At 62.3% G+C, this 18,287-nt stretch carries 13 protein-coding genes; all 13 read right to left on the bottom strand.

The features are described from left to right. Nucleotides 1-33: 33 nt before the first annotated feature. Entirely contained in the window at nucleotides 34-2,805 is a 2,772-nt protein-coding gene (locus AC07OF_RS18365; RefSeq protein ID WP_495073300.1) for a hybrid sensor histidine kinase/response regulator, read from the bottom strand. 135 nt (nucleotides 2,806-2,940) lie between these two features. After that, nucleotides 2,941-4,236, bottom strand: a complete 1,296-nt coding sequence (gene purD / locus AC07OF_RS18360; RefSeq protein WP_157194374.1) for a phosphoribosylamine--glycine ligase — start codon at nucleotides 4,234-4,236, stop codon at nucleotides 2,941-2,943. 157 nt (nucleotides 4,237-4,393) lie between these two features. Continuing rightward, nucleotides 4,394-6,001: a bifunctional phosphoribosylaminoimidazolecarboxamide formyltransferase/IMP cyclohydrolase gene (purH, locus tag AC07OF_RS18355; protein ID WP_157194373.1), complete on the bottom strand. Its 1,608-nt coding sequence runs from the start codon at nucleotides 5,999-6,001 to the stop codon at nucleotides 4,394-4,396. A gap of 82 nt (nucleotides 6,002-6,083) precedes the next feature. Next, on the bottom strand, nucleotides 6,084-6,404 hold the full coding sequence (gene fis, locus AC07OF_RS18350; RefSeq protein ID WP_003186237.1) for a DNA-binding transcriptional regulator Fis: 321 nt from the start codon (nucleotides 6,402-6,404) through the stop codon (nucleotides 6,084-6,086). Then, entirely contained in the window at nucleotides 6,401-7,414 is a 1,014-nt protein-coding gene (dusB, locus tag AC07OF_RS18345) for a tRNA dihydrouridine synthase DusB (RefSeq protein ID WP_038615079.1), read from the bottom strand. The genes fis and dusB overlap by 4 nt, the downstream gene beginning before the upstream one ends. A gap of 156 nt (nucleotides 7,415-7,570) precedes the next feature. Further along, nucleotides 7,571-8,845, bottom strand: a complete 1,275-nt coding sequence (locus tag AC07OF_RS18340; protein WP_157194372.1) for a DUF3426 domain-containing protein — start codon at nucleotides 8,843-8,845, stop codon at nucleotides 7,571-7,573. Between the two features lie 40 nt (nucleotides 8,846-8,885). Continuing rightward, nucleotides 8,886-9,764 carry a 50S ribosomal protein L11 methyltransferase gene (prmA, locus tag AC07OF_RS18335; RefSeq protein ID WP_476446069.1) on the bottom strand — a complete coding sequence of 293 codons (879 nt, stop codon included), beginning with the start codon at nucleotides 9,762-9,764 and terminating at the stop codon, nucleotides 8,886-8,888. 162 nt (nucleotides 9,765-9,926) lie between these two features. Beyond that, nucleotides 9,927-11,282, bottom strand: a complete 1,356-nt coding sequence (gene accC, locus AC07OF_RS18330; protein ID WP_038615071.1) for an acetyl-CoA carboxylase biotin carboxylase subunit — start codon at nucleotides 11,280-11,282, stop codon at nucleotides 9,927-9,929. Nucleotides 11,283-11,299: 17 nt separating this feature from the next. Beyond that, the gene (gene accB, locus AC07OF_RS18325) at nucleotides 11,300-11,758 is read right to left on the bottom strand and encodes an acetyl-CoA carboxylase biotin carboxyl carrier protein (protein ID WP_157194369.1); all 459 of its coding nucleotides are present in this window, start codon (nucleotides 11,756-11,758) and stop codon (nucleotides 11,300-11,302) included. A 98-nt stretch (nucleotides 11,759-11,856) separates the two neighbouring features. Next, complete coding sequence (gene aroQ, locus AC07OF_RS18320; protein ID WP_038615065.1) at nucleotides 11,857-12,309, bottom strand: type II 3-dehydroquinate dehydratase; 453 nt, start codon at nucleotides 12,307-12,309, stop codon at nucleotides 11,857-11,859. Nucleotides 12,310-12,482: 173 nt separating this feature from the next. Beyond that, complete coding sequence (locus tag AC07OF_RS18315) at nucleotides 12,483-14,273, bottom strand: protein-disulfide reductase DsbD (RefSeq protein WP_495073299.1); 1,791 nt, start codon at nucleotides 14,271-14,273, stop codon at nucleotides 12,483-12,485. Between the two features lie 167 nt (nucleotides 14,274-14,440). Next, entirely contained in the window at nucleotides 14,441-15,220 is a 780-nt protein-coding gene (locus AC07OF_RS18310) for a methyl-accepting chemotaxis protein (RefSeq protein WP_371262012.1), read from the bottom strand. Nucleotides 15,221-16,513: 1,293 nt separating this feature from the next. Next, nucleotides 16,514-18,127, bottom strand: coding sequence for a response regulator (locus AC07OF_RS18305; RefSeq protein ID WP_157194366.1), 1,614 nt, complete (start codon nucleotides 18,125-18,127; stop codon nucleotides 16,514-16,516). Nucleotides 18,128-18,287 lie beyond the last annotated feature (160 nt).

The following is an 18,287-nucleotide window of genomic DNA, read 5'->3' as shown; positions in this document are numbered from 1 at the left end:
GACGAGAAGCAAGTGTATCAGGGGTCTGACGGTTTACGGGGTCGGCACCTGAGAGGATTCGCTTTCGCGCTGGGCGACCCAGTGTTCGATCAATTCGCGCAACTGTGACAGCTCGACCGGTTTGGCCATATGACCGTCCATGCCGGCCAGGCGTGCGCGTTCCTTGTGTTCGGCAAGAATGTGCGCCGTCAGGGCCACCACTGGAGTGCGCTTGCGCTGGTTGCTGAGTTCCCAGATGCGCAGCTGCTGGGTGGCTGAGAAGCCATCGAGCACGGGCATTTCGCAGTCCATCAACACCAGGTCATAGCGCTGGGCTTTCATCGCCTGCAGGGCTTCTTCGCCGTTGCTGGCGGTATCGGGTTCGAGATTGAGTTTGCCAAGCATGCCGCGGATGACTTTGGTCGAAATGCTGTTGTCTTCGGCCACCAGAATGCGGAAGTCACTGGGCAGGTTCAGCGGCGGGCTCAGGCTGACGGGAGCCGGAATACTCGGCTGGCCTTTGCTGCGTTGCGCCAGTTCTTCGGCCAGGGTGGTCTTGAGGGTGTAACCGGCGACCGGTTTGGCCAGGATCCGCTTGACCCCGGCATTGCGCGCGATGACCTTGCTCGGCGCATTGCTGATGCCGGTGAGCATGATCAGCAGGATGTCATGGTTCAGGCTCGGGTCTTCTTTGATCTTGGCTGCCAGCTGCATGCCGGTCATGCCGGGCATGTTCTGGTCGAGCAGGACCGCATCGAAATAATCGCGCAGGTGCGCCTTGGTGCGCAGCAAGGCCAGGGCTTCCTTGCCCGAAGGCACGGCGCTGACGTTCATGCCCCAGGCACTGCACTGTTGTACCAGGACCTTGCGGCAGGTGTCGTTGTCGTCCACCACCAGTACCCGGGCGCCGCGCAGCGGGCCGTCGAGATCGGCGGGAGGCTGTTCGAGGCGCTGCGGATCGAGCGGCAGGGTCAGCCACAAGGTGTTGCCCATGCCGTGGCTGGTCTTGATCCCGAACTCACCCTGCATCAGGGTAATCAGCTGCTTGGCGATGACCAGGCCCAGATGCCCGCCCAGCTTGTTGCTGGAAAGAAAGTGCTTGCTGTGCAATTCGGCCTGCAACAGGGCTTCGCGGTCGCCTGGGGAAATGGCCTCGCCACTGTCCTGCACGGCAATGCGCAGACGTGGCGCGTTGCCGCGCTGATCGAGCGCCACCACCAGAAGGATTTCGCCTTGCTCGGTTTTCTTCAGGGCGTTTTCCAGCAGGCTGAGCAGCGCCTGGCGCAGACGTGTCGGGTCACCGCTGATGACCCGCGGTACTTGCGGCTGGGTAAAGCTGATCAGTTCGATGTTCTGCTGTTCGGCCTTGGCGCGGAAAATACTCAGGCAATCCTCGATCAGCGCGTTGAGATCGAACTGCACATCGTCCAGCTCGATCTGCCCGGACTCAAGCTTGGAAATGTCGAGAATCTCGTTGATCAGGGTGAGCAGTTCGTTGCCGGCGCTGTGGATGGTCTGCACGTAGTCGCGCTGCTTGACCGACAGCGGGGTGCCCAGCAGCAGTTCGGTCATGCCCAGTACGCCGTTCATCGGCGTGCGGATCTCATGGCTGATCTTGGCCAGGAACTCGGCCTTGGCGTTGATCTCGGCGTTGCTGGCCGCCAGCGCACAACTGGCGCTGAAGCGTTCTTCACTGATCCGGCGCAGGCGCTCGCTGACCGACAGATTGAGCAGCAGGCCGCTGAAACTGGTGAGGCCCAGAAGTATGAACAGCAGCCATTGTGTCGGCGTCCGGGTCAGGCCGAGGAGGGCCGGAAGCACCACCAGGCAGCCAATGTTGAAGGCCAGCATCGACAGGGCGAACAGCCGTGCTGGCGCATAGCCCGTGTGCCAGTGGTAGCTGGCAACCAGCAGCATGCTCAGCGTGCCCAGGGCGAACAGCGCATAGGTCATTAGGTTGAGCGGCAGGGTATCGACGAACAGCAGCAGCAAGCCAAAGACCCCGATCAGGATCATTTCTGCCTGCAGCAGGCGGCTCAGGCGTGGGTGCTCACAGGGGCTGAAGAAGCGCAAGGTGAAGGTCAGGCCGGCCAGGCTGGCAAGCAGGGCGGTCAGGTAGGCGGCTGGTGTTTGCGCCGAGTGCCAGAGGCTCCACCAGGGCCCGCTGAGGTTGAGCAGGATCAGGGCGCTGAGCAACATCAGGCCGTGATAGACGGCAAGGCTCAGGCTGGTGCTGGAGCGCGAATAGGCAAAGCGGATGAGGTTGTGCAGCATCAACATCAGCAGGCAGCCGAACAGCAGGCCGAACAGCAGGGTCTGGCGCTGATCGGCGGCAACCTGAGTGGCAGGCTCCAGGCCGATGCTCGGACGCAGTTGATGCTCGGAAACCAGGCGCAGGTAAATATCCAGCGTATGCGCACTGCCCGGCAAGGCCAGCTGGTGGTCGCTGCTGCGCACGGTGGTGTCGCCGCTTTCGGAGGGGCGGCCGTTGTGTATGTGCTTGATCAACTGGTCGCCGTCCAGGGCATAAAGATCAAGACGGGACAGGTCCGGCGCGAAGACCCGCAGCAATTGTTCGTGCTGCCCGGGTTCCAGGCGATAGTGCAACCACAGCGCCTGGTCAGGCGATGCGGCATCGAGTTGGTTCAGCTCAATCGGGCTGAATTGATTACGGTAGCGATCGGAACGTATATCGCTGAGCTGCAGGTTGGCTTGTTCGTCGAGCAAAACCGCCCAGCCACCGCTTTGTTCGGCTGAGGCCGGAAACAGGCAGAGTAGGGTCAGCAGGCTGACGGTGAGGCCAATGGCGATCCTGAGCCAACGCACGACGAGATCCTTTCTTAGCAAAGAGCCGAATGATAACTATGCGCGGCGCGCCAAGGCGAAGGCAAGGCCCATGATGGGCCTTGACGTCGAACCGCAAGCAGGACGCCGAGGGCGTCACTGCTTGCGGGCGCTGTTTTACTGCTGATGCTCACCACGTTCGCGGGCAATGGCACGATAGCCGATGTCCTTGCGGTAGAAGCTGCCTTCCCAGTTGATCTCGGCAGCCAGGCGATAAGCCTGCTGTTGTGCAGCTTCAACGGTTTCGCCCAAGGCCGTGGCGCAGAGTACGCGGCCGCCGGTGGCAACCACCTGACCGTCCTTCAGTGCGGTACCGGCATGGAACACCTTGCCGGTCAGCTTGGCGGCAGCATCCAGGCCGTTGATCGCCGCGCCTTTGCTGTAGTCGCCAGGGTAGCCGCCGGCAGCCAGCACCACACCCAGGCTTGGGCGTGGGTCCCATTGCGCTTCAACCTTGTCCAGCGCCTTGGCAAAGGCGGCCTCGATCAGCAGCACCAGACTCGATTCCAGGCGCAGCATGACCGGTTGGGTTTCCGGGTCGCCGAAGCGGCAGTTGAACTCGATGACTTTCGGGTTACCGGCCTTGTCGATCATCAGACCGGCATAGAGGAAACCGGTGTAGACGTTGCCTTCTTCAGCCATGCCGCGCACGGTCGGCCAGATCACCAGATCCATGACCCGCTGGTGCACTTCGGCAGTGACCACAGGTGCCGGCGAGTAGGCGCCCATGCCACCGGTGTTCGGGCCGCTGTCGCCGTCGCCAACACGCTTGTGGTCCTGGCTGGTGGCCATTGGCAGTACATTCTGGCCATCGACCATGACGATGAAGCTGGCTTCTTCGCCATCGAGGAATTCTTCGATCACCACGCGCGAGCCGGCGTCGCCGAACGCGTTGCCGGCGAGCATGTCACGCACGGCGTCTTCGGCTTCGGCCAGGGTCATGGCGACGATCACGCCTTTACCCGCGGCCAGGCCGTCTGCCTTGATCACGATCGGTGCGCCTTTTTCGCGCAGGTAGGCCAGGGCCGGTTCGATCTCGGTGAAGTTCTGGTAGTCGGCGGTAGGGATCTTGTGGCGGGCCAGGAAGTCCTTGGTGAAAGCTTTGGAACCTTCCAGCTGGGCTGCGCCCTTGGTTGGGCCAAAGCAGTCCAGACCGCGGCTGCGGAACAGGTCGACGACACCGGCAACCAGCGGACCTTCAGGGCCGACGATGGTCAGGGCAACATTTTTTTCGGCGAAGTCGGCCAGTTGTTCCAGGGCAGTGACGTCGATGTCGACGTTCTCGCACTTGGCTTCGGTGGCGGTACCGGCGTTGCCCGGGGCAACGAAGACTTTCTCGACCCGTGGGTCCTGAGCGACTTTCCAGGCCAGGGCGTGTTCACGACCGCCGCTACCGATAATCAAAACTTTCATGTCAAAACCTCGATGACGCTAATTCGGAAAGGGAACCCTGCAAGGTTCGCTTCTGTGGGAGCTGGCCTTGCCAGCGATCCAGGCACCGCGCTGGCAACTGGCACCCTATCGATGCCATCGCCGGCAAGGCCGGCTCCCACAGGGGGCATTGCATGACTTAGTGACGGAAGTGGCGCATGCCGGTGAAGACCATAGCGATACCGGCTTCATCAGCGGCAGCAATGACTTCGGCGTCACGCATCGAACCACCTGGCTGGATCACCGCAGTGATACCCACTTTAGCTGCGTTATCGATACCGTCACGGAACGGGAAGAACGCATCCGAGGCCATGACCGCACCCTGTACCTGCAGGCCAGCGTGCTCGGCCTTGATTGCAGCAATACGAGCGGAGTTCACACGGCTCATCTGGCCGGCGCCGACACCGATGGTCTGACGGCCCTTGGCGTAGACGATGGCGTTGGATTTGACGAACTTGGCCACTTTCCAGGCGAAGATCAGGTCGTCGATTTCTTGCTGGGTCGGTGCACGCTTGGTCACCACTTTCAGGTCTGCAGCGCTGATCATGCCGATGTCACGGCTCTGTACCAGCAGACCACCGGTAACACGCTTGTAGTCCCAGGCAGCGGCACGTTCAGCCGACCACTCGCCGCAGGCCAGCAGGCGCACATTGGCCTTGGCTGCAACCACGGCGCGGGCTTCGTCGCTGACGCTCGGGGCGATGATGACTTCGACGAACTGGCGCTCGACGATGGCCTTGGCGGTTTCGGCATCCAGTTCGCGGTTGAAGGCGATGATGCCGCCGAAGGCCGACTCGGTGTCGGTAGCGTAGGCCAGTTCATAGGCCTGGCGGATGCCGCCTTCGGCGTCCGGGCTGACCGCCACGCCGCACGGGTTGGCGTGCTTGACGATGACGCAGGCTGGCTTGACGAAGCTCTTCACGCATTCCAGCGCGGCGTCGGTATCGGCCACGTTGTTGTACGACAGTTCTTTGCCCTGCAGCTGCACGGCAGTGGCGATGCCGGCTTCGGCAGGCTTGGCTTCGACATAGAACGCCGCGCTCTGGTGCGGGTTCTCGCCGTAGCGCATTTCCTGGGCCTTGACGAACTGGCTGTTGAAGGTGCGCGGGAACTCGCTGCGGCCTTCAGTGCTCAGCGTTTCAGCCGCCTGGTTAACGGTGCCCATGTAGTTGGCGATCATGCCGTCGTAGGCGGCAGTGTGCTCGAACGCCTTGAGCATCAGGTCGAAACGCTGGGCGTAGGTCAGGCCGCCGGCCTTGAGGCTTTCCAGCACCTGAGCGTAATCGCTGGCGTTGACCACGATAGCGACGTCTTTGTGGTTCTTGGCCGCCGAGCGAACCATGGTCGGGCCGCCGATGTCGATGTTCTCGATGGCGGTCGGCAGGTCGCAGCCAGGCTTGGAGATGGTGGCCTCGAACGGGTAGAGGTTGACCGCGACCAGATCAATCGGCTTGATCCCGTGTTCGGCCATGATGGCGTCGTCGGTGCCGCGACGGCCGAGGATGCCGCCGTGGATTTTCGGGTGCAGGGTCTTGACCCGGCCGTCCATCATTTCGGCAAAACCGGTGTAGTCGGCAACTTCCACCGCGGCAACGCCGTTGTCCTGGAGCAGCTTGAAGGTGCCGCCGGTGGACAGGATCTCGACGCCGAGCTGTTCCAGCTCACGGGCGAATTCAAGGATCCCGGTCTTGTCGGAGACACTGATCAAGGCGCGGCGGATCGGCAGGCGGGTAGTCTGGTCGGTCATTTCAGATTCCATAACGCGGTGGAGTCAGCAAAAAAGGCGACCTCATCGAATGGGAGCCGCCTTTTCTGGTTTGGATGCTTGCTTACAACAAATCGTACTGCTTCAGCTTTTTGCGCAGGGTGCCGCGGTTGAGACCGAGCAGCTCACTGGCCTTGGTCTGGTTGCCCTTGACGTAATTCATCACGCTTTCAAGCAACGGCGCTTCGACTTCCGAGAGCACCAGGTTGTACACGTCCGTGACGGCCGCGCCCTCAAGATGGGCGAAATAGTTGTGCAGCGCCTTTTCCACACTGCCGCGAAGGGTCTGACCCTCTTCGCTCGGTGTATTCAGGTGCTGTTTCAGGTTGACGTTGTCGCTCACGGGCGTTGTTCCACTCACTAAAGTCTCGGTCATCATCGTCATGCGGCCACCCCTTGTCCGTCCTCTGTCTCAAGGCTCTGTTCACGCTCGCGGAAAAAACCGCGAACGTCGGCGCACTGCGCTTGTGTATCTTCCAAACGATTGAACTGGGCGCGAAACTCCCTGGCGCCCGGAAGCGTTGCCAGGTACCAGCCGACGTGCTTGCGGGCGATGCGTACACCCATCACATCGCCATAAAAGGCGTGCAGCGCGGCCAGATGCTCCAGCAGAATGCGTTCCACTTCTTGCAGCTGCAGCGCCGGCAAGTGTTCGCCGGTGCGCAGGTAATGCTCGATCTCGCGAAAGATCCACGGCCGCCCCTGGGCAGCCCGCCCAATCAACAGGCCGTCGGCCCCGGTCGCCTGAAGCACGGCCCGGGCCTTTTCTGGCGAAGTGATATCGCCGTTGGCAAAAACCGGAATCGACACCGCCTGCTTGATTGCCGCGATGGTGTCGTACTCGGCGTCGCCGGTGTAAAGATCGGCGCGGGTGCGTCCATGTACTGCCAGTGCCTGGATCCCGGCCTGTTCGGCAATCTTTGCCACCGTCAGGCCGTTTTTGTTCGCCCGGTCCCATCCTGTGCGGATTTTCAGCGTGACCGGTACATCCACGGCGGCAACCACCGCGTGGAGGATCTCGCTGACCAAGGCTTCATCTTTCAATAAAGCAGAGCCTGCAGCTTTGTTGCAGACTTTTTTTGCCGGGCAGCCCATGTTGATATCGATGATCTGTGCGCCAGCCTCGACATTGGCCCGGGCCGCCGCTGCAAGCATCTGCGCGTCCCCACCGGCGATCTGTACCGAGCGCGGCTCGGGATCACCCTGGTGAATCATGCGCAGACGCGACTTGCGGCTATTCCACAGGCTCATGTCGCTGCTGACCATCTCCGACACCACCAGGCCTGCACCCATTCGTCGGCAGAGCTGACGAAATGGCTGGTCCGTGACCCCGGCCATCGGCGCGAGGATCAGGTTGTTCTGCAGTGTGTATGGGCCGATGCGTACCGCCGACATAGGAGTTCCCTGTTGTGGGGCCGGATCATTAGAGTTCGAAAAAGGGTGGGCATGATACCCGCTCTCGGTGACCGGATAAAGATGGATTTGGATAAAATCTGAACAGCTGCGACGTTATGCCCGACAGTTTGGACGGTCGGGCAGGCAAGCCAGGCGCTATTCGGGGGAGCGGAAGCTCAGGCTGTAATTGACCGCCTTGGGCCCTGGATCGAGGATGTCCAGGGCGATGTGGATTGGCACCTGGCTGGGCATTTCACCCTTGCCGGCCAGTTCACCGCTGAGGTACTCGGCGGGTTTGAAGCGCCGACTGGCGATCAACTGGCCGTTGAGGTCGGCAAAGCGCAGTTCCAGCAGCGGGAACGGCTGGGTGAACGGTGCGCGGTTGTAGATGATCGCGTCGACGATCAGTGCGCCGTTGAAGTCCGGGTGGCTGCGCACCACCAGGTTGCTGCTCTTGATCCGGGCAATATCGACACGCGAAGGTACATCGCAGCCGACCTGCGGGCAGATCTGCTGGAACCAGGGGCGATACTGGTCCTGACGGGCCAGTTCGTCAAAGTGATACCAGATGTATTGACCCGCCAGGGCGGCGGCGGCCAGCAGGACGAGGAAAAACCACAGCAGGCGTTTGCCCCAGTGGGCCTTGGGCTTTTTCCAGTCCAGTTGCAGCGGGTCGTCGACCAGGTCGAGCAGCGGTTCCTTGCGCGCCGGGCGGCTGGAGACCGGGCCCAGGCCAGGTTCGTGGCGCTCGTCCAGATTGCTGTGCGGGGCGTCGAGGTCGTCGTCCGGGTCTTTTGCCGACAGGTGTTCGCCAGGCGGTTCGTCAAGCTCGGCCATGATCGGCTGCTGATGGTGCAGGGGGTCGTCCAGATCGCCATCGAGGACGTCCGGGTCCAGTGACAGCGACGGTTCGGTGCGTTCACCCGGCGCTGGCGCAAGGTCCAGGGGCTCCTGTTCAACCAGCGGCGGCTGCGGCTCTTCGAGCGCCTCGATCAGCGTGTCACGCTCGCTGGCCGGGGTGCTGAACAGGCTGTCGGGCCAGTGCTGGTCGTCGTTTTCCGGCTCGTCGCGGTGGGCGCTGAGGCTGTCTTCACGAGGGGCGCCGGGCTTGAACTCGGTGACTGGCTGAATCTCACGCTGTTCCAGGCGCGCCAGCTCCTGATCCAGATCGAGCTGGTCGAGGTCCAGCTCGGTGGTGCTCCATGCGTGCTGACTGACCGGTGTCACCGGTTCCGGCGCTGCTGGCTCAGTGCTCGTTGCCTCGGCAGCAGGCTGCTGCGCCGCACTTTGCTCCAGCAGCTGCTTGGCGGCGTTGAACACCTGCAGACAGGCGCCGCAACGCACCACGCCGCGAGCCACGCTCAACTGATTGTGGCTGACGCGAAAGCTGGTCTGGCAATGCGGGCACTGAGTGACGAAACTGTCGGTCATGCGGCGGTCCGGGTTATACAGATAGTTATTCTAGGCGCAGTTAACGGCGGCGACCACTGATGCGTACCCAGCCGTCACGAACGCAGATGGGGTCCAGGTCGAAGTCCTTGGCATAGGCTGCGGCAACCTCTTCGCCCTGTTCGGCGAGGATCCCAGACAGTGCCAGCAGGCCACCTGGGCGCACCAGACCAGACAGTTGCGGGGCCAGCGAGACCAGCGGGCCGGCCAGGATGTTGGCAACCAGCACATCAGCCTGCATCGCCGGCATGTGCTCCGGCAGGTACAGGGCAAATTTATCGTCGGCGATGCCATTGCGTCCGGCATTGTCGCGGGAAGCTTCCAGGGCTTGCACGTCAATATCGGTGCCGACCGCTTCACGGGCGCCGAGCAGCAGGGCGGCAATCGCCAGAATCCCCGAGCCGCAACCGAAATCGAGCACCTGGGTGTCTTTCAGCTCCTGACCGTCGAGCCATTCCAGGCACAGCGCGGTGGTCGGGTGGGTGCCGGTGCCGAACGCCAGGCCCGGGTCGAGCAGCAGGTTGACTGCCTCTGGCTCCGGGGCGGCATGCCAGCTCGGCACGATCCACAGGCGTTGACCGAAGCGCATCGGCTGGAAGTTGTCCATCCAGCTGCGTTCCCAGTCCTGGTCTTCGATGACTTCGGCCTGGTGTTCCGGCAGTGCGGCGCCGGTCAGCAGCTGCAGGTGAGCGAACACCGCGGCGGCGTCGGTATCGGCTTCGAACAAGGCCAGTAGGTGGGTGTGCGACCACAGCGGCGTGGTGTTGAGGTCCGGTTCGAAAATCGGCTGATCTTCGGCATCCATGAAGGTGACCGAAACCGCGCCTACTTCGAGCAGGGCGTCTTCATAGGTTTCGGCTTGTTCCGGGCTGATGGCCAGACGTACTTGCAGCCAAGGCATGGCGGGCACCTTTGGAAAATTCTACAGGGGCAGCCCTAGGCTGCGCGAAGCGCGCCAGTTTACTTGAGTGCGAAGGGTTTGTGGAAACAACCCAGTGGGGGCGGAGCCCCAAAAAAAAGACCCCGGCCATTGGCCGGGGTCTTTTTCACATCACTTGCCGAATCACTCCTGGCTAGCCAGTTTGTGCTCCAGATAGTGAATGTTGACGCCACCTTTGCAGAAACCTTCATCACGCACCAGGTCGCGGTGCAGCGGGATGTTGGTCTTGATGCCGTCGACGACGATCTCGTCCAGGGCATTGCGCATGCGGGCCATGGCTTCGTCACGGTCTTTGCCGTAGGTGATCAGCTTGCCGATCAACGAGTCGTAGTTCGGCGGTACCGCATAGCCACTGTACAGGTGCGAATCGACGCGAACGCCGTTGCCGCCTGGAGCGTGGAAATGCTTGACGGTGCCTGGGCTCGGGATGAACTTCTTCGGGTCTTCGGCGTTGATCCGGCACTCCAGGGAGTGACCGCGAATCACCACGTCATCCTGGGTGAACGACAGTTTGTTGCCAGCGGCGATGCTGAGCATCTCCTTGACGATGTCGATACCGGTGACCATCTCCGAAACCGGGTGCTCCACCTGAACACGGGTGTTCATTTCGATGAAGTAGAACGCGCCGTTTTCGTAGAGGAACTCGAAGGTGCCAGCGCCACGGTAGCCGATCTCGATGCACGCATCGACACAGCGCTTGAAGACTTCCTGGCGGGCTTTTTCATCGATGCCTGGGGCCGGTGCTTCTTCCAGTACTTTCTGGTGGCGGCGCTGCAGCGAGCAGTCGCGGTCACCCAGATGCACGGCGTTGCCCTGGCCGTCGGACAGTACCTGAACTTCCACGTGACGCGGGTTGGTCAGGAACTTCTCGAGGTAGACCATCGGGTTGCCGAACGCGGCGCCGGCTTCGGTGCGGGTCAGCTTGGCCGAGGCGATCAGGTCCTCTTCCTTGTGCACCACGCGCATGCCGCGACCACCACCGCCACCGGCGGCCTTGATGATCACCGGGTAGCCGACTTCACGGCCGATGCGCAGGGCTTCTTCTTCGTCTTCCGGCAGCGGGCCGTCGGAGCCCGGCACGGTAGGAACGCCGCTTTTGATCATCGCGTCCTTGGCCGATACCTTGTCGCCCATCAGGCGAATGGTGTCAGCTTTCGGGCCGATGAAGGCAAAACCGGAGTTCTCGACCTGCTCGGCGAAGTCGGCGTTTTCCGCGAGGAAGCCGTAGCCTGGGTGAATGGCGGTAGCACCGGTCACTTCGGCAGCGGCAATGATCGCCGGGATGTGCAGGTAGGACTGGCTGGCCGAAGCCGGACCGATGCAGACCGACTCGTCTGCCAGGCCCAGGTGCATCAGTTCGCGGTCAGCCGTGGAGTGTACGGCGACGGTCTTGATGCCCAGCTCTTTACAGGCACGCAGGATCCGCAGGGCAATTTCCCCACGGTTGGCAATCAGGACTTTTTCGAGCTTCGCAGACATCGTTGGCTCTCCGCGGTTCAAACGATGGTGAACAGCGGCTGGTCGAACTCAACCGGCTGACCGTCTTCTACCAGGATGGATTCGATCACACCGCTGGTTTCAGCTTCGATGTGGTTCATCATCTTCATGGCTTCGACGATGCACAGGGTGTCGCCTTTCTTCACGGTCTGGCCGACTTCAACGAAGGCTGGCGAGCTAGGCGAGGCTTTGCGGTAGAAGGTACCGACCATTGGCGAACGGGCAACGGTGCCGTTCAGTTTTGGCGCGGCTGGGGCTTCGGCAGCAGCAGGTGCGGCGGCGGCAGCAGGCGCGGCTACTGGAGCGGCGGCAACTGGAGCCGGCGCGTAGTACTGCTGGGCCGGGGTCTTGCTGTGACGGCTGATCCGTACGGATTCCTCGCCTTCCTTGATCTCCAGCTCGTCGATGCCAGACTCTTCCAGCAGTTCGATCAGTTTCTTGACTTTACGGATATCCATTAATCATCAACTCCCAAGGTTCGGTCAGGGGCGTAAATATAAAAACGTGTTAGCAAACGTTTCTTGTGAGCCCCGGCCTACAGGCCAGGTTCTCGTCATCAGGGCTTTGCGTTAGCAGCCAGGTGTTCCAGGGCAGACTCCAGGGCCAAGCGGTAACCGCTGGCGCCCAGGCCGCAGATCACTCCTACAGCGACATCAGAAAAGTAGGAGTGATGGCGAAAAGGTTCACGCTTGTGCACGTTGGACAGGTGCACTTCGATGAATGGGATGCTCACTGCCAGCAATGCGTCACGTAATGCGACACTTGTATGCGTGAAAGCCGCCGGATTGATCAGGATGAAGTCGACCCCTTCGCCGCGTGCGGCATGGATACGGTCGATCAATTCATACTCGGCATTGCTTTGCAGGTATTGCAGGTGATGGCCGGCGGCACGGGCGCGCTGCTCCAGGTCCTGGTTGATCTGGGCCAGGGTAACGGCGCCGTAGACCCCCGGTTCACGGGTGCCGAGCAGGTTCAGGTTGGGGCCGTGCAGCACCAGTAGCGTTGCCATCTGTGGTTCCTTTTATCGTTAGGCACAAACGTTGCGCGGCGACTATGCCGTAAACCGGCGGGCAGTGTCCAGTTGCCTGCAATAGCCAGCACGATGACCGAGATTCACGCCAAATATGTGACTAATTTATTAAATTCGGTCATTGATGATGGCTTTTCAGCGGCCAGAAGAAGTTATAGACCCAGATCGGCGCGAATGCGCGTCAGATGCTCGGCAAATTCGCCGGCGTTTGTCTCACCTACCACGCGAGCGCTGGTTTTTTCGCTGCCGTTCGCGGCAAAGAACAAAAGCGCTGGCGGACCGAACAGCTGGTAGCGGTCGAGCAGGGCGCGTTGTTCGGCGTTGCTTTCGGTGATATCGAAGCGCAGCAGCTTGTAGCCCTCAAGCTGACGCTGGACCGCAGGGGCGGTCAGCACCTCGTGCTCGATGACCTTGCAACTGATGCACCAGTCGGCGTACCAGTCCAGTACCACCGGTTGTCCATCGGCCTTGGCCTGGGCCAGGGCATTGTCGAGCGCGGCGGGGGTGGTCACGGTCTGCCAGGCGTTTTCGGACCTGGCCTGGAGGTTGCCAGCACCGCCGGAGACGGCGGCCTGAGGCAGCGGACGCAGCGGGTCGGTCTGGCCACTCAGTGCGCCATACCAACAGGCCAGGGCGTAGACCAGCAGCAACAGGCCGAGCAATTGCGCCAGACGCTGCAGGGTGGTTTTCACGGTGAACTCCAGCGCGCCGAGGAATACCGCCACACCGGCACTCAACAGGCCCACCAGCAGCAATGTGACCTGGCCGGGCATTACCCGGCTGAGCAGGCCGATGGCCAGGCCCAGCAGCAGTACGCCAATGGCATTCTTCACCGTCACCAGCCAAGGGCCGCTTTTTGGCAGCCAGGCGGCACCACCGGTGGCCACCAGCAGCAGCGGGGCGCCCATGCCCAGGCCCAGGGCGAACAGTTTCAATGCACCGCCCACTGCGTCACCACTGGCGCTGATATACAGCAGCGCGCCGGCCAACGGTGCCGACACGCAGGGCGATACCAGCAAGCTCGAAAACACCCCGAGAATCGCCGCACCGAGCAGCGAACCGCCCTTGGTCTGGCCGACCAGGCGCTCCAGGCGATGGCTGATGGCATGAGGCAGCTTCAATTCGAACAGGCCGAACATGGCTAGGGCGAACAGCACGAAAAACAGCGAGAACGGCACCAGCACCCAGGCTGACTGCAGGCGTGCCTGCAGGTTCATGCCTGCGCCGAACAGGCCCATCAGTGCGCCAAGCAGGGCGAAACAGGCGGCCATCGGCAGCACGTAGGCCAGCGACAGGCTGAAACCGCGCAGGCCACCGACCTGACCACGCAGGACCACACCGGAGAGGATCGGCAGCATTGGCAGTACGCAAGGGGTGAAGGTCAGGCCGACACCGGCGAGAAAGAACAGCAGCAGTTCTTTCCAGGTCCAGGCTTTTGCCGTCGCTCCCGGTGCGTTGGCGGCCGATGCGCCAGCGCTGCCTTCAATGCTCAGGCGTTCGGTTTCCGGCGGGTAGCACAGGCCTTTATCGGCGCAGCCCTGGTAACCCACCAACAGGGTGAAGGCGCGCGCGTCATTGGCCGGGCGCGGGATATCGATGTCGAGGATGCCGTGGTAGACCTCGACGTCGCCGAAGAACTCGTCGTGCTTGGCTTCGCCGGGCGGGATCTGTGCAGTACCGAGGGCGATGTCGGCAGGTTCGCTACGAAAATGGAAGCGATGGCGATACAGGTAATAGCCATCAGCGGCGACGAAGCGCAGCTTGATGGTTTGCGCATCGCTCTGAACCACGCTGAGCTTGAAGGCTTCGTGCACCGGCAGAAAGTCGGCACTGTTGTTCAGCGACGGGGCGCCCAGGGTGGCGCTGGGGCGGTTGTCGAGCAGGCCGGCGCCGACGGCGGGCAGGGCCAGAAGCAGGAAAATCAGGCAAAGCAGGCGGCGCATGGCGGTCTCGCTGTACAGAAGTGCCTGCATGATAACGGACTGAGCCGATGCGTGCAGTCAGGCGATACGCGGTGCCTTCATCGCCGGCACAGCCGGCTCCTACAGGTTATCGGTACGGCATTTGTGGGAGCCGGCCTTGCCGGCGATGGAGTCGACACGATTCTGGATCAGACCCGAAACGCCCGCACCGCCGTGTTCAACTCGCCGCCCAGCCGGAGCAGCTGTTCACCTTGTTCACGCCCTTCACCAATACGCTGCAGGTTGTCCTCTCCCAAATCATGAATCCGCTCGCTGTGGTCACGAATCTCGCTCACCGCACCGCTTTGCTGGGCGGTGACGTCGGCAATCCGTACCGCCGTGGCGGAGATGGTCTGGATTGCCGCGACGATCTCATCCAGCGCGCCGTCGGCGGCTTGAGCCTTGTCGGCGGTTGCCTCGGCATGCTCAAGTTGCGCACGCATGCCCTCTACCGATTCTCGTGCAGCTTGCTGCAGGCGGCCGATCAAGGTCTGGATCTCGCCAGTGGCACCCGTGGTGCGCTGAGCCAGCGAGCGTACTTCTTCGGCCACCACGGCAAAGCCGCGGCCCATTTCCCCGGCACGTGCTGCCTCAATCGCAGCGTTCAGGGCCAGCAGGTTGGTTTGTTCGGCAATCGAGCGAATGACCGTGAGCACACCGCCGATGGTGGCCGACTCCTCGGCCAGTTGTTCGATCATCTGGGCATTGCCTTGCACTTCATCGACCAGCGCACGCAAGCCGGTCAGGCTCTGGCCGATCACCGCCTGGCCTTGCTCCACCGCGCGTCCGGCATCGCGGCTGGCATCGGCGGCCTGGCTGGCATCGCCGGCGACCTGCAGGATGGTTGCTTCCAGCTCGCCCAGGGCATCGCGGATTTGCGCGGTGTCCCCGGCCTGACGCTCGGCGCCTGCATGCAGCGCGCTGCTCATGCCGGCCAGGGCATGGCTGCTGCCTGCGACCTGTTCCGCGTTGCTGCGGATGGTTCCGACCAACTCCACCAGGTACAGGCGCAGGCGGTTGAGTGAATCCTGGATGTCATGCATTTCACGGTTGCTTTTGCCCAAGGCAATGGCCTGGCCGAAGTCACCTTCGGTCCAGCGTGAAAGCGCTGGCGCCAGGTTGGTCAGCACCCGTGCCAGGCGCCGTTGCAAAGTGTCGATGAGCAGGGCGATCAACAGGATCAGGCCAATCATCAAGCCCTGGATCAGCCGCACTTCTCCCTGGATCGTGGCGTGCTGGCTGCGCACCAGCGGCTCAAGGGCGGCAATCGCTTGCTGCACGGCGTCTATCTGCTGATGAGTGCGGTCGGCCAGTTCGCTGCGACGCTGGATCTGTTCGCGGGTGCGTTGCAGTTCGCCAGGGTAGCGTTTGAGCAGGCTGTTCAGTTCCCGTTTGAGGGCGACGCCGGTGTCTTCGGCCGCGCTGTCGCTTTGCGTCTCCAGGCCCATCAGGGCGGCAAAGTCATCGGCATTCGATTCACGGGCGGCGGTGACGCCAAGCAGCGGCAGTTCATCGAGCGCCTGGGCCTGGGCGACCATCTGCTGCAGCTCACGCTCGACTTCGTCCGCCAGTTCGCTGCGGCCACTGCTGACCAGCTTGTCGCGGGCCAGCGACAGCCGCGAGAGGTGCAGTGCGGCGCGCAATAGCGGCGCGCCATAGCGTCCGGCATCGCCGCTGGTGCTGCTTTGGGCGTAGCTGGCCAGTTGATCGAGACTTGCGCCGAGCTCGCGTTCAGCCTGGAGTAACAAGGCCTGCGGGTCGCCGGCCAGTTTGCCGGCCGCCAGCAACTCGTTGCCGGCAAACCCTTGCAGGCTGTCCAGGCTCGGGCGTAAGGAGGCGGACAGGGCCGCAGGCAGTTGCTTGAGTTCCTCCTGCAGGGCGCCGGTGGCCTGAACCGCAGTGGCGTGGCGCAAGGCGTCGCCGCTGTTGAGGTAGTCGAGGATGTTGCGGGCCGCCTGGTTCTGGAACTGCTGCGACAGCGACAGGTAACGCTCCATGATCTGGTAGGGGCGTTCCAGGGCGCGCTGCGACCACCACAGGGTGGCGCCCAAGGCGATACAGACGGTAACCAGCAACAGGGTGTTGAAATTGGTGAGCAGCTTCAGGCGCATGTCCGGGGTCTACCAACGGCCGAATGGTAAGCCCCTGAAGTTATTGCGTTTTTGTGACCGGGTTATGACGAAGTCAGGTGTCCGGGCAAATAAAGTGGCACTTTGCCTTGATCAGTCGACGCGTTGCACCCGGTTGCGACCGGCCCCTTTGGCGCGGTACAGGGCTTCGTCGGCGGCGGTGGCCATGCTCAGGGCGTCGAGCTCATCGCTCAATTGCACCACGCCAGCGCTGAATGTGCAGGACAGATCCCGCGGTTGCGCCGGGTAGTGGATCTCGGCAAAGCGGCGGCGGATTTCATCCAGCACTTTGTGCGCTGCCGTCAGGTCGGTGTTGGGCATGACGATGGCGAACTCTTCACCGCCGTAGCGGCCGATGAAGTCGGTCTTGCGCAGGCGCTGCTTGAGAAACAGCGCCAGGCTCTTGATCACCCGGTCGCCCATGGGGTGGCCATGGCTGTCATTGACCTTCTTGAAGTGGTCGATGTCGAGCATGGCGAAACTCAGTGGTTGTGCTTCGCGGCGGGCGCGGAAGCTGCAGTCTTCGAGCAGTTGCAGGATATGGGTGTGGTTGTACAGGCCGGTCAGGCTGTCGCGAACCATCCGCGCCTTGAGATTGCGCGCACGCGCGGCGCGGTTGCGCACGGTGGTGATCAGGTGGCGCGAGCGGATCGGCTTGGTCAGGAAGTCATCGCCGCCTTCGCTCATGGCGTCGAGCTGCTTGTCCAGATCGTCCTCGGCGGACAGGTAGATGATCGGCACGCTGACGTAGCGGTCATTGTGGCGAATCACCTTGGCCAGCTCGGTACCGGTGCAGTCGGGCATGTACATGTCGAGGATGATCAGGTCGGGCTGGAAGTCGGCCAGCTCGGCCATGGTGCGGATCGGCTCGGTCAGGGTCCGGGTGACGATACCGGCACTGTTGAGCAGGCGCTCGGTGTGCATGGCCTGGGCCCGGGAGTCGTCGATGATCAGCACCTTGAAGGGTTCGTACTGAGTGACGCTGGTCAGCAGTTCGACCTTTTCCAGCAGGCTGGAGGCTTCCAGGGTGCCGGTCAGGAACTCCTGGCCGCCAGCGCGCACCGCGGCCAGACGTGTGGGCGTGTCGGTTTCATCCAGGCTGAAAAACAGCAACGGCACCCGCTGCTCCAGACCTTGCTGGGCCTGGGCGGCCAGTTGCAGGCCGACACCGCTGCCGGTGAAGTCGACATCCATGACGATCGCCGCTGGCAAGCGCTCGCTCATCGAGGCACGAAACGCCTCGGCGCTGTACAAGGCTTGTACACCGAGGCCGAAGAACTCCAGTTGCTGGGCCAGGCGCTCGGCGCGGTCGTGGTCCTGGAGCATGATGTAGACCGGCTTGCGCAACGGCGGCAAAGGCACCTGTTCGAGCAGGTCGCCCTGGCGCAGGCCGGTGCGTGACAGACGCTGCATCAGCCGGTTGAGTTCGCTGATCAGGTGGCTGCTCAAGCGCGCGCTGTTGGCCTCGACGGCCTCCAGAGTATGGCCGATGGCCTCGGCCAGCTCGCTGTGCTCAGGTTGTTCGAAACGTGCGGCGTAGCGCTGTAGACGCAGGTTGGCCTCGCACAGTTCGCCCAGATCGCCAGTCGACCACTCGCTGCGCTGCAGGCGCTGCCAGATCTCGAGTATCTGCCGAGCCTGGTGAATCACCCGCTGGGCAAAATGTTGCTTGAGGCGTTCACGATTGGGGTCTTCTGGCTCGGTCATGTCCTGACTACTTGTAAGGGGTGAGGCAGTTCGAGTGATGGCTCTATGCTAGCACCACTTTCTGGACAATCGAGTGCCTTGTATCAATTATCTGTACAGGTTTGTTATTCATTTGCTGACTCGATAGTCGCTTATGCGAACCGACCCGCTTGATTTATAG

The organism is Pseudomonas sp. GW821-FHT10B02, assembly GCF_059415665.1.
The sequence above is the reverse complement of the archived record's forward strand: the minus strand, read 5'-3'. Positions and strand labels throughout refer to the sequence as shown.

What these genes read in the sequence shown, in the direction of transcription:
- accC (WP_038615071.1), bottom strand. Translation starts at nt 11,282, where the DNA reads ATGTCTGCGAAGCTCGAAAAAGTCCTGATTGCCAACCGTGGGGAAATT.
- AC07OF_RS18305 (WP_157194366.1), bottom strand. Translation starts at nt 18,127, where the DNA reads ATGACCGAGCCAGAAGACCCCAATCGTGAACGCCTCAAGCAACATTTT.
- AC07OF_RS18310 (WP_371262012.1), bottom strand. Translation starts at nt 15,220, where the DNA reads ATGAGCAGCGCGCTGCATGCAGGCGCCGAGCGTCAGGCCGGGGACACC.
- prmA (WP_476446069.1), bottom strand. Translation starts at nt 9,764, where the DNA reads ATGCCTTGGCTGCAAGTACGTCTGGCCATCAGCCCGGAACAAGCCGAA.
- AC07OF_RS18315 (WP_495073299.1), bottom strand. Translation starts at nt 14,273, where the DNA reads ATGCGCCGCCTGCTTTGCCTGATTTTCCTGCTTCTGGCCCTGCCCGCC.
- accB (WP_157194369.1), bottom strand. Translation starts at nt 11,758, where the DNA reads ATGGATATCCGTAAAGTCAAGAAACTGATCGAACTGCTGGAAGAGTCT.
- AC07OF_RS18340 (WP_157194372.1), bottom strand. Translation starts at nt 8,845, where the DNA reads ATGACCGACAGTTTCGTCACTCAGTGCCCGCATTGCCAGACCAGCTTT.
- purD (WP_157194374.1), bottom strand. Translation starts at nt 4,236, where the DNA reads ATGAAAGTTTTGATTATCGGTAGCGGCGGTCGTGAACACGCCCTGGCC.
- purH (WP_157194373.1), bottom strand. Translation starts at nt 6,001, where the DNA reads ATGACCGACCAGACTACCCGCCTGCCGATCCGCCGCGCCTTGATCAGT.
- aroQ (WP_038615065.1), bottom strand. Translation starts at nt 12,309, where the DNA reads ATGGCAACGCTACTGGTGCTGCACGGCCCCAACCTGAACCTGCTCGGC.
- fis (WP_003186237.1), bottom strand. Translation starts at nt 6,404, where the DNA reads ATGACGATGATGACCGAGACTTTAGTGAGTGGAACAACGCCCGTGAGC.
- dusB (WP_038615079.1), bottom strand. Translation starts at nt 7,414, where the DNA reads ATGTCGGCGGTACGCATCGGCCCATACACACTGCAGAACAACCTGATC.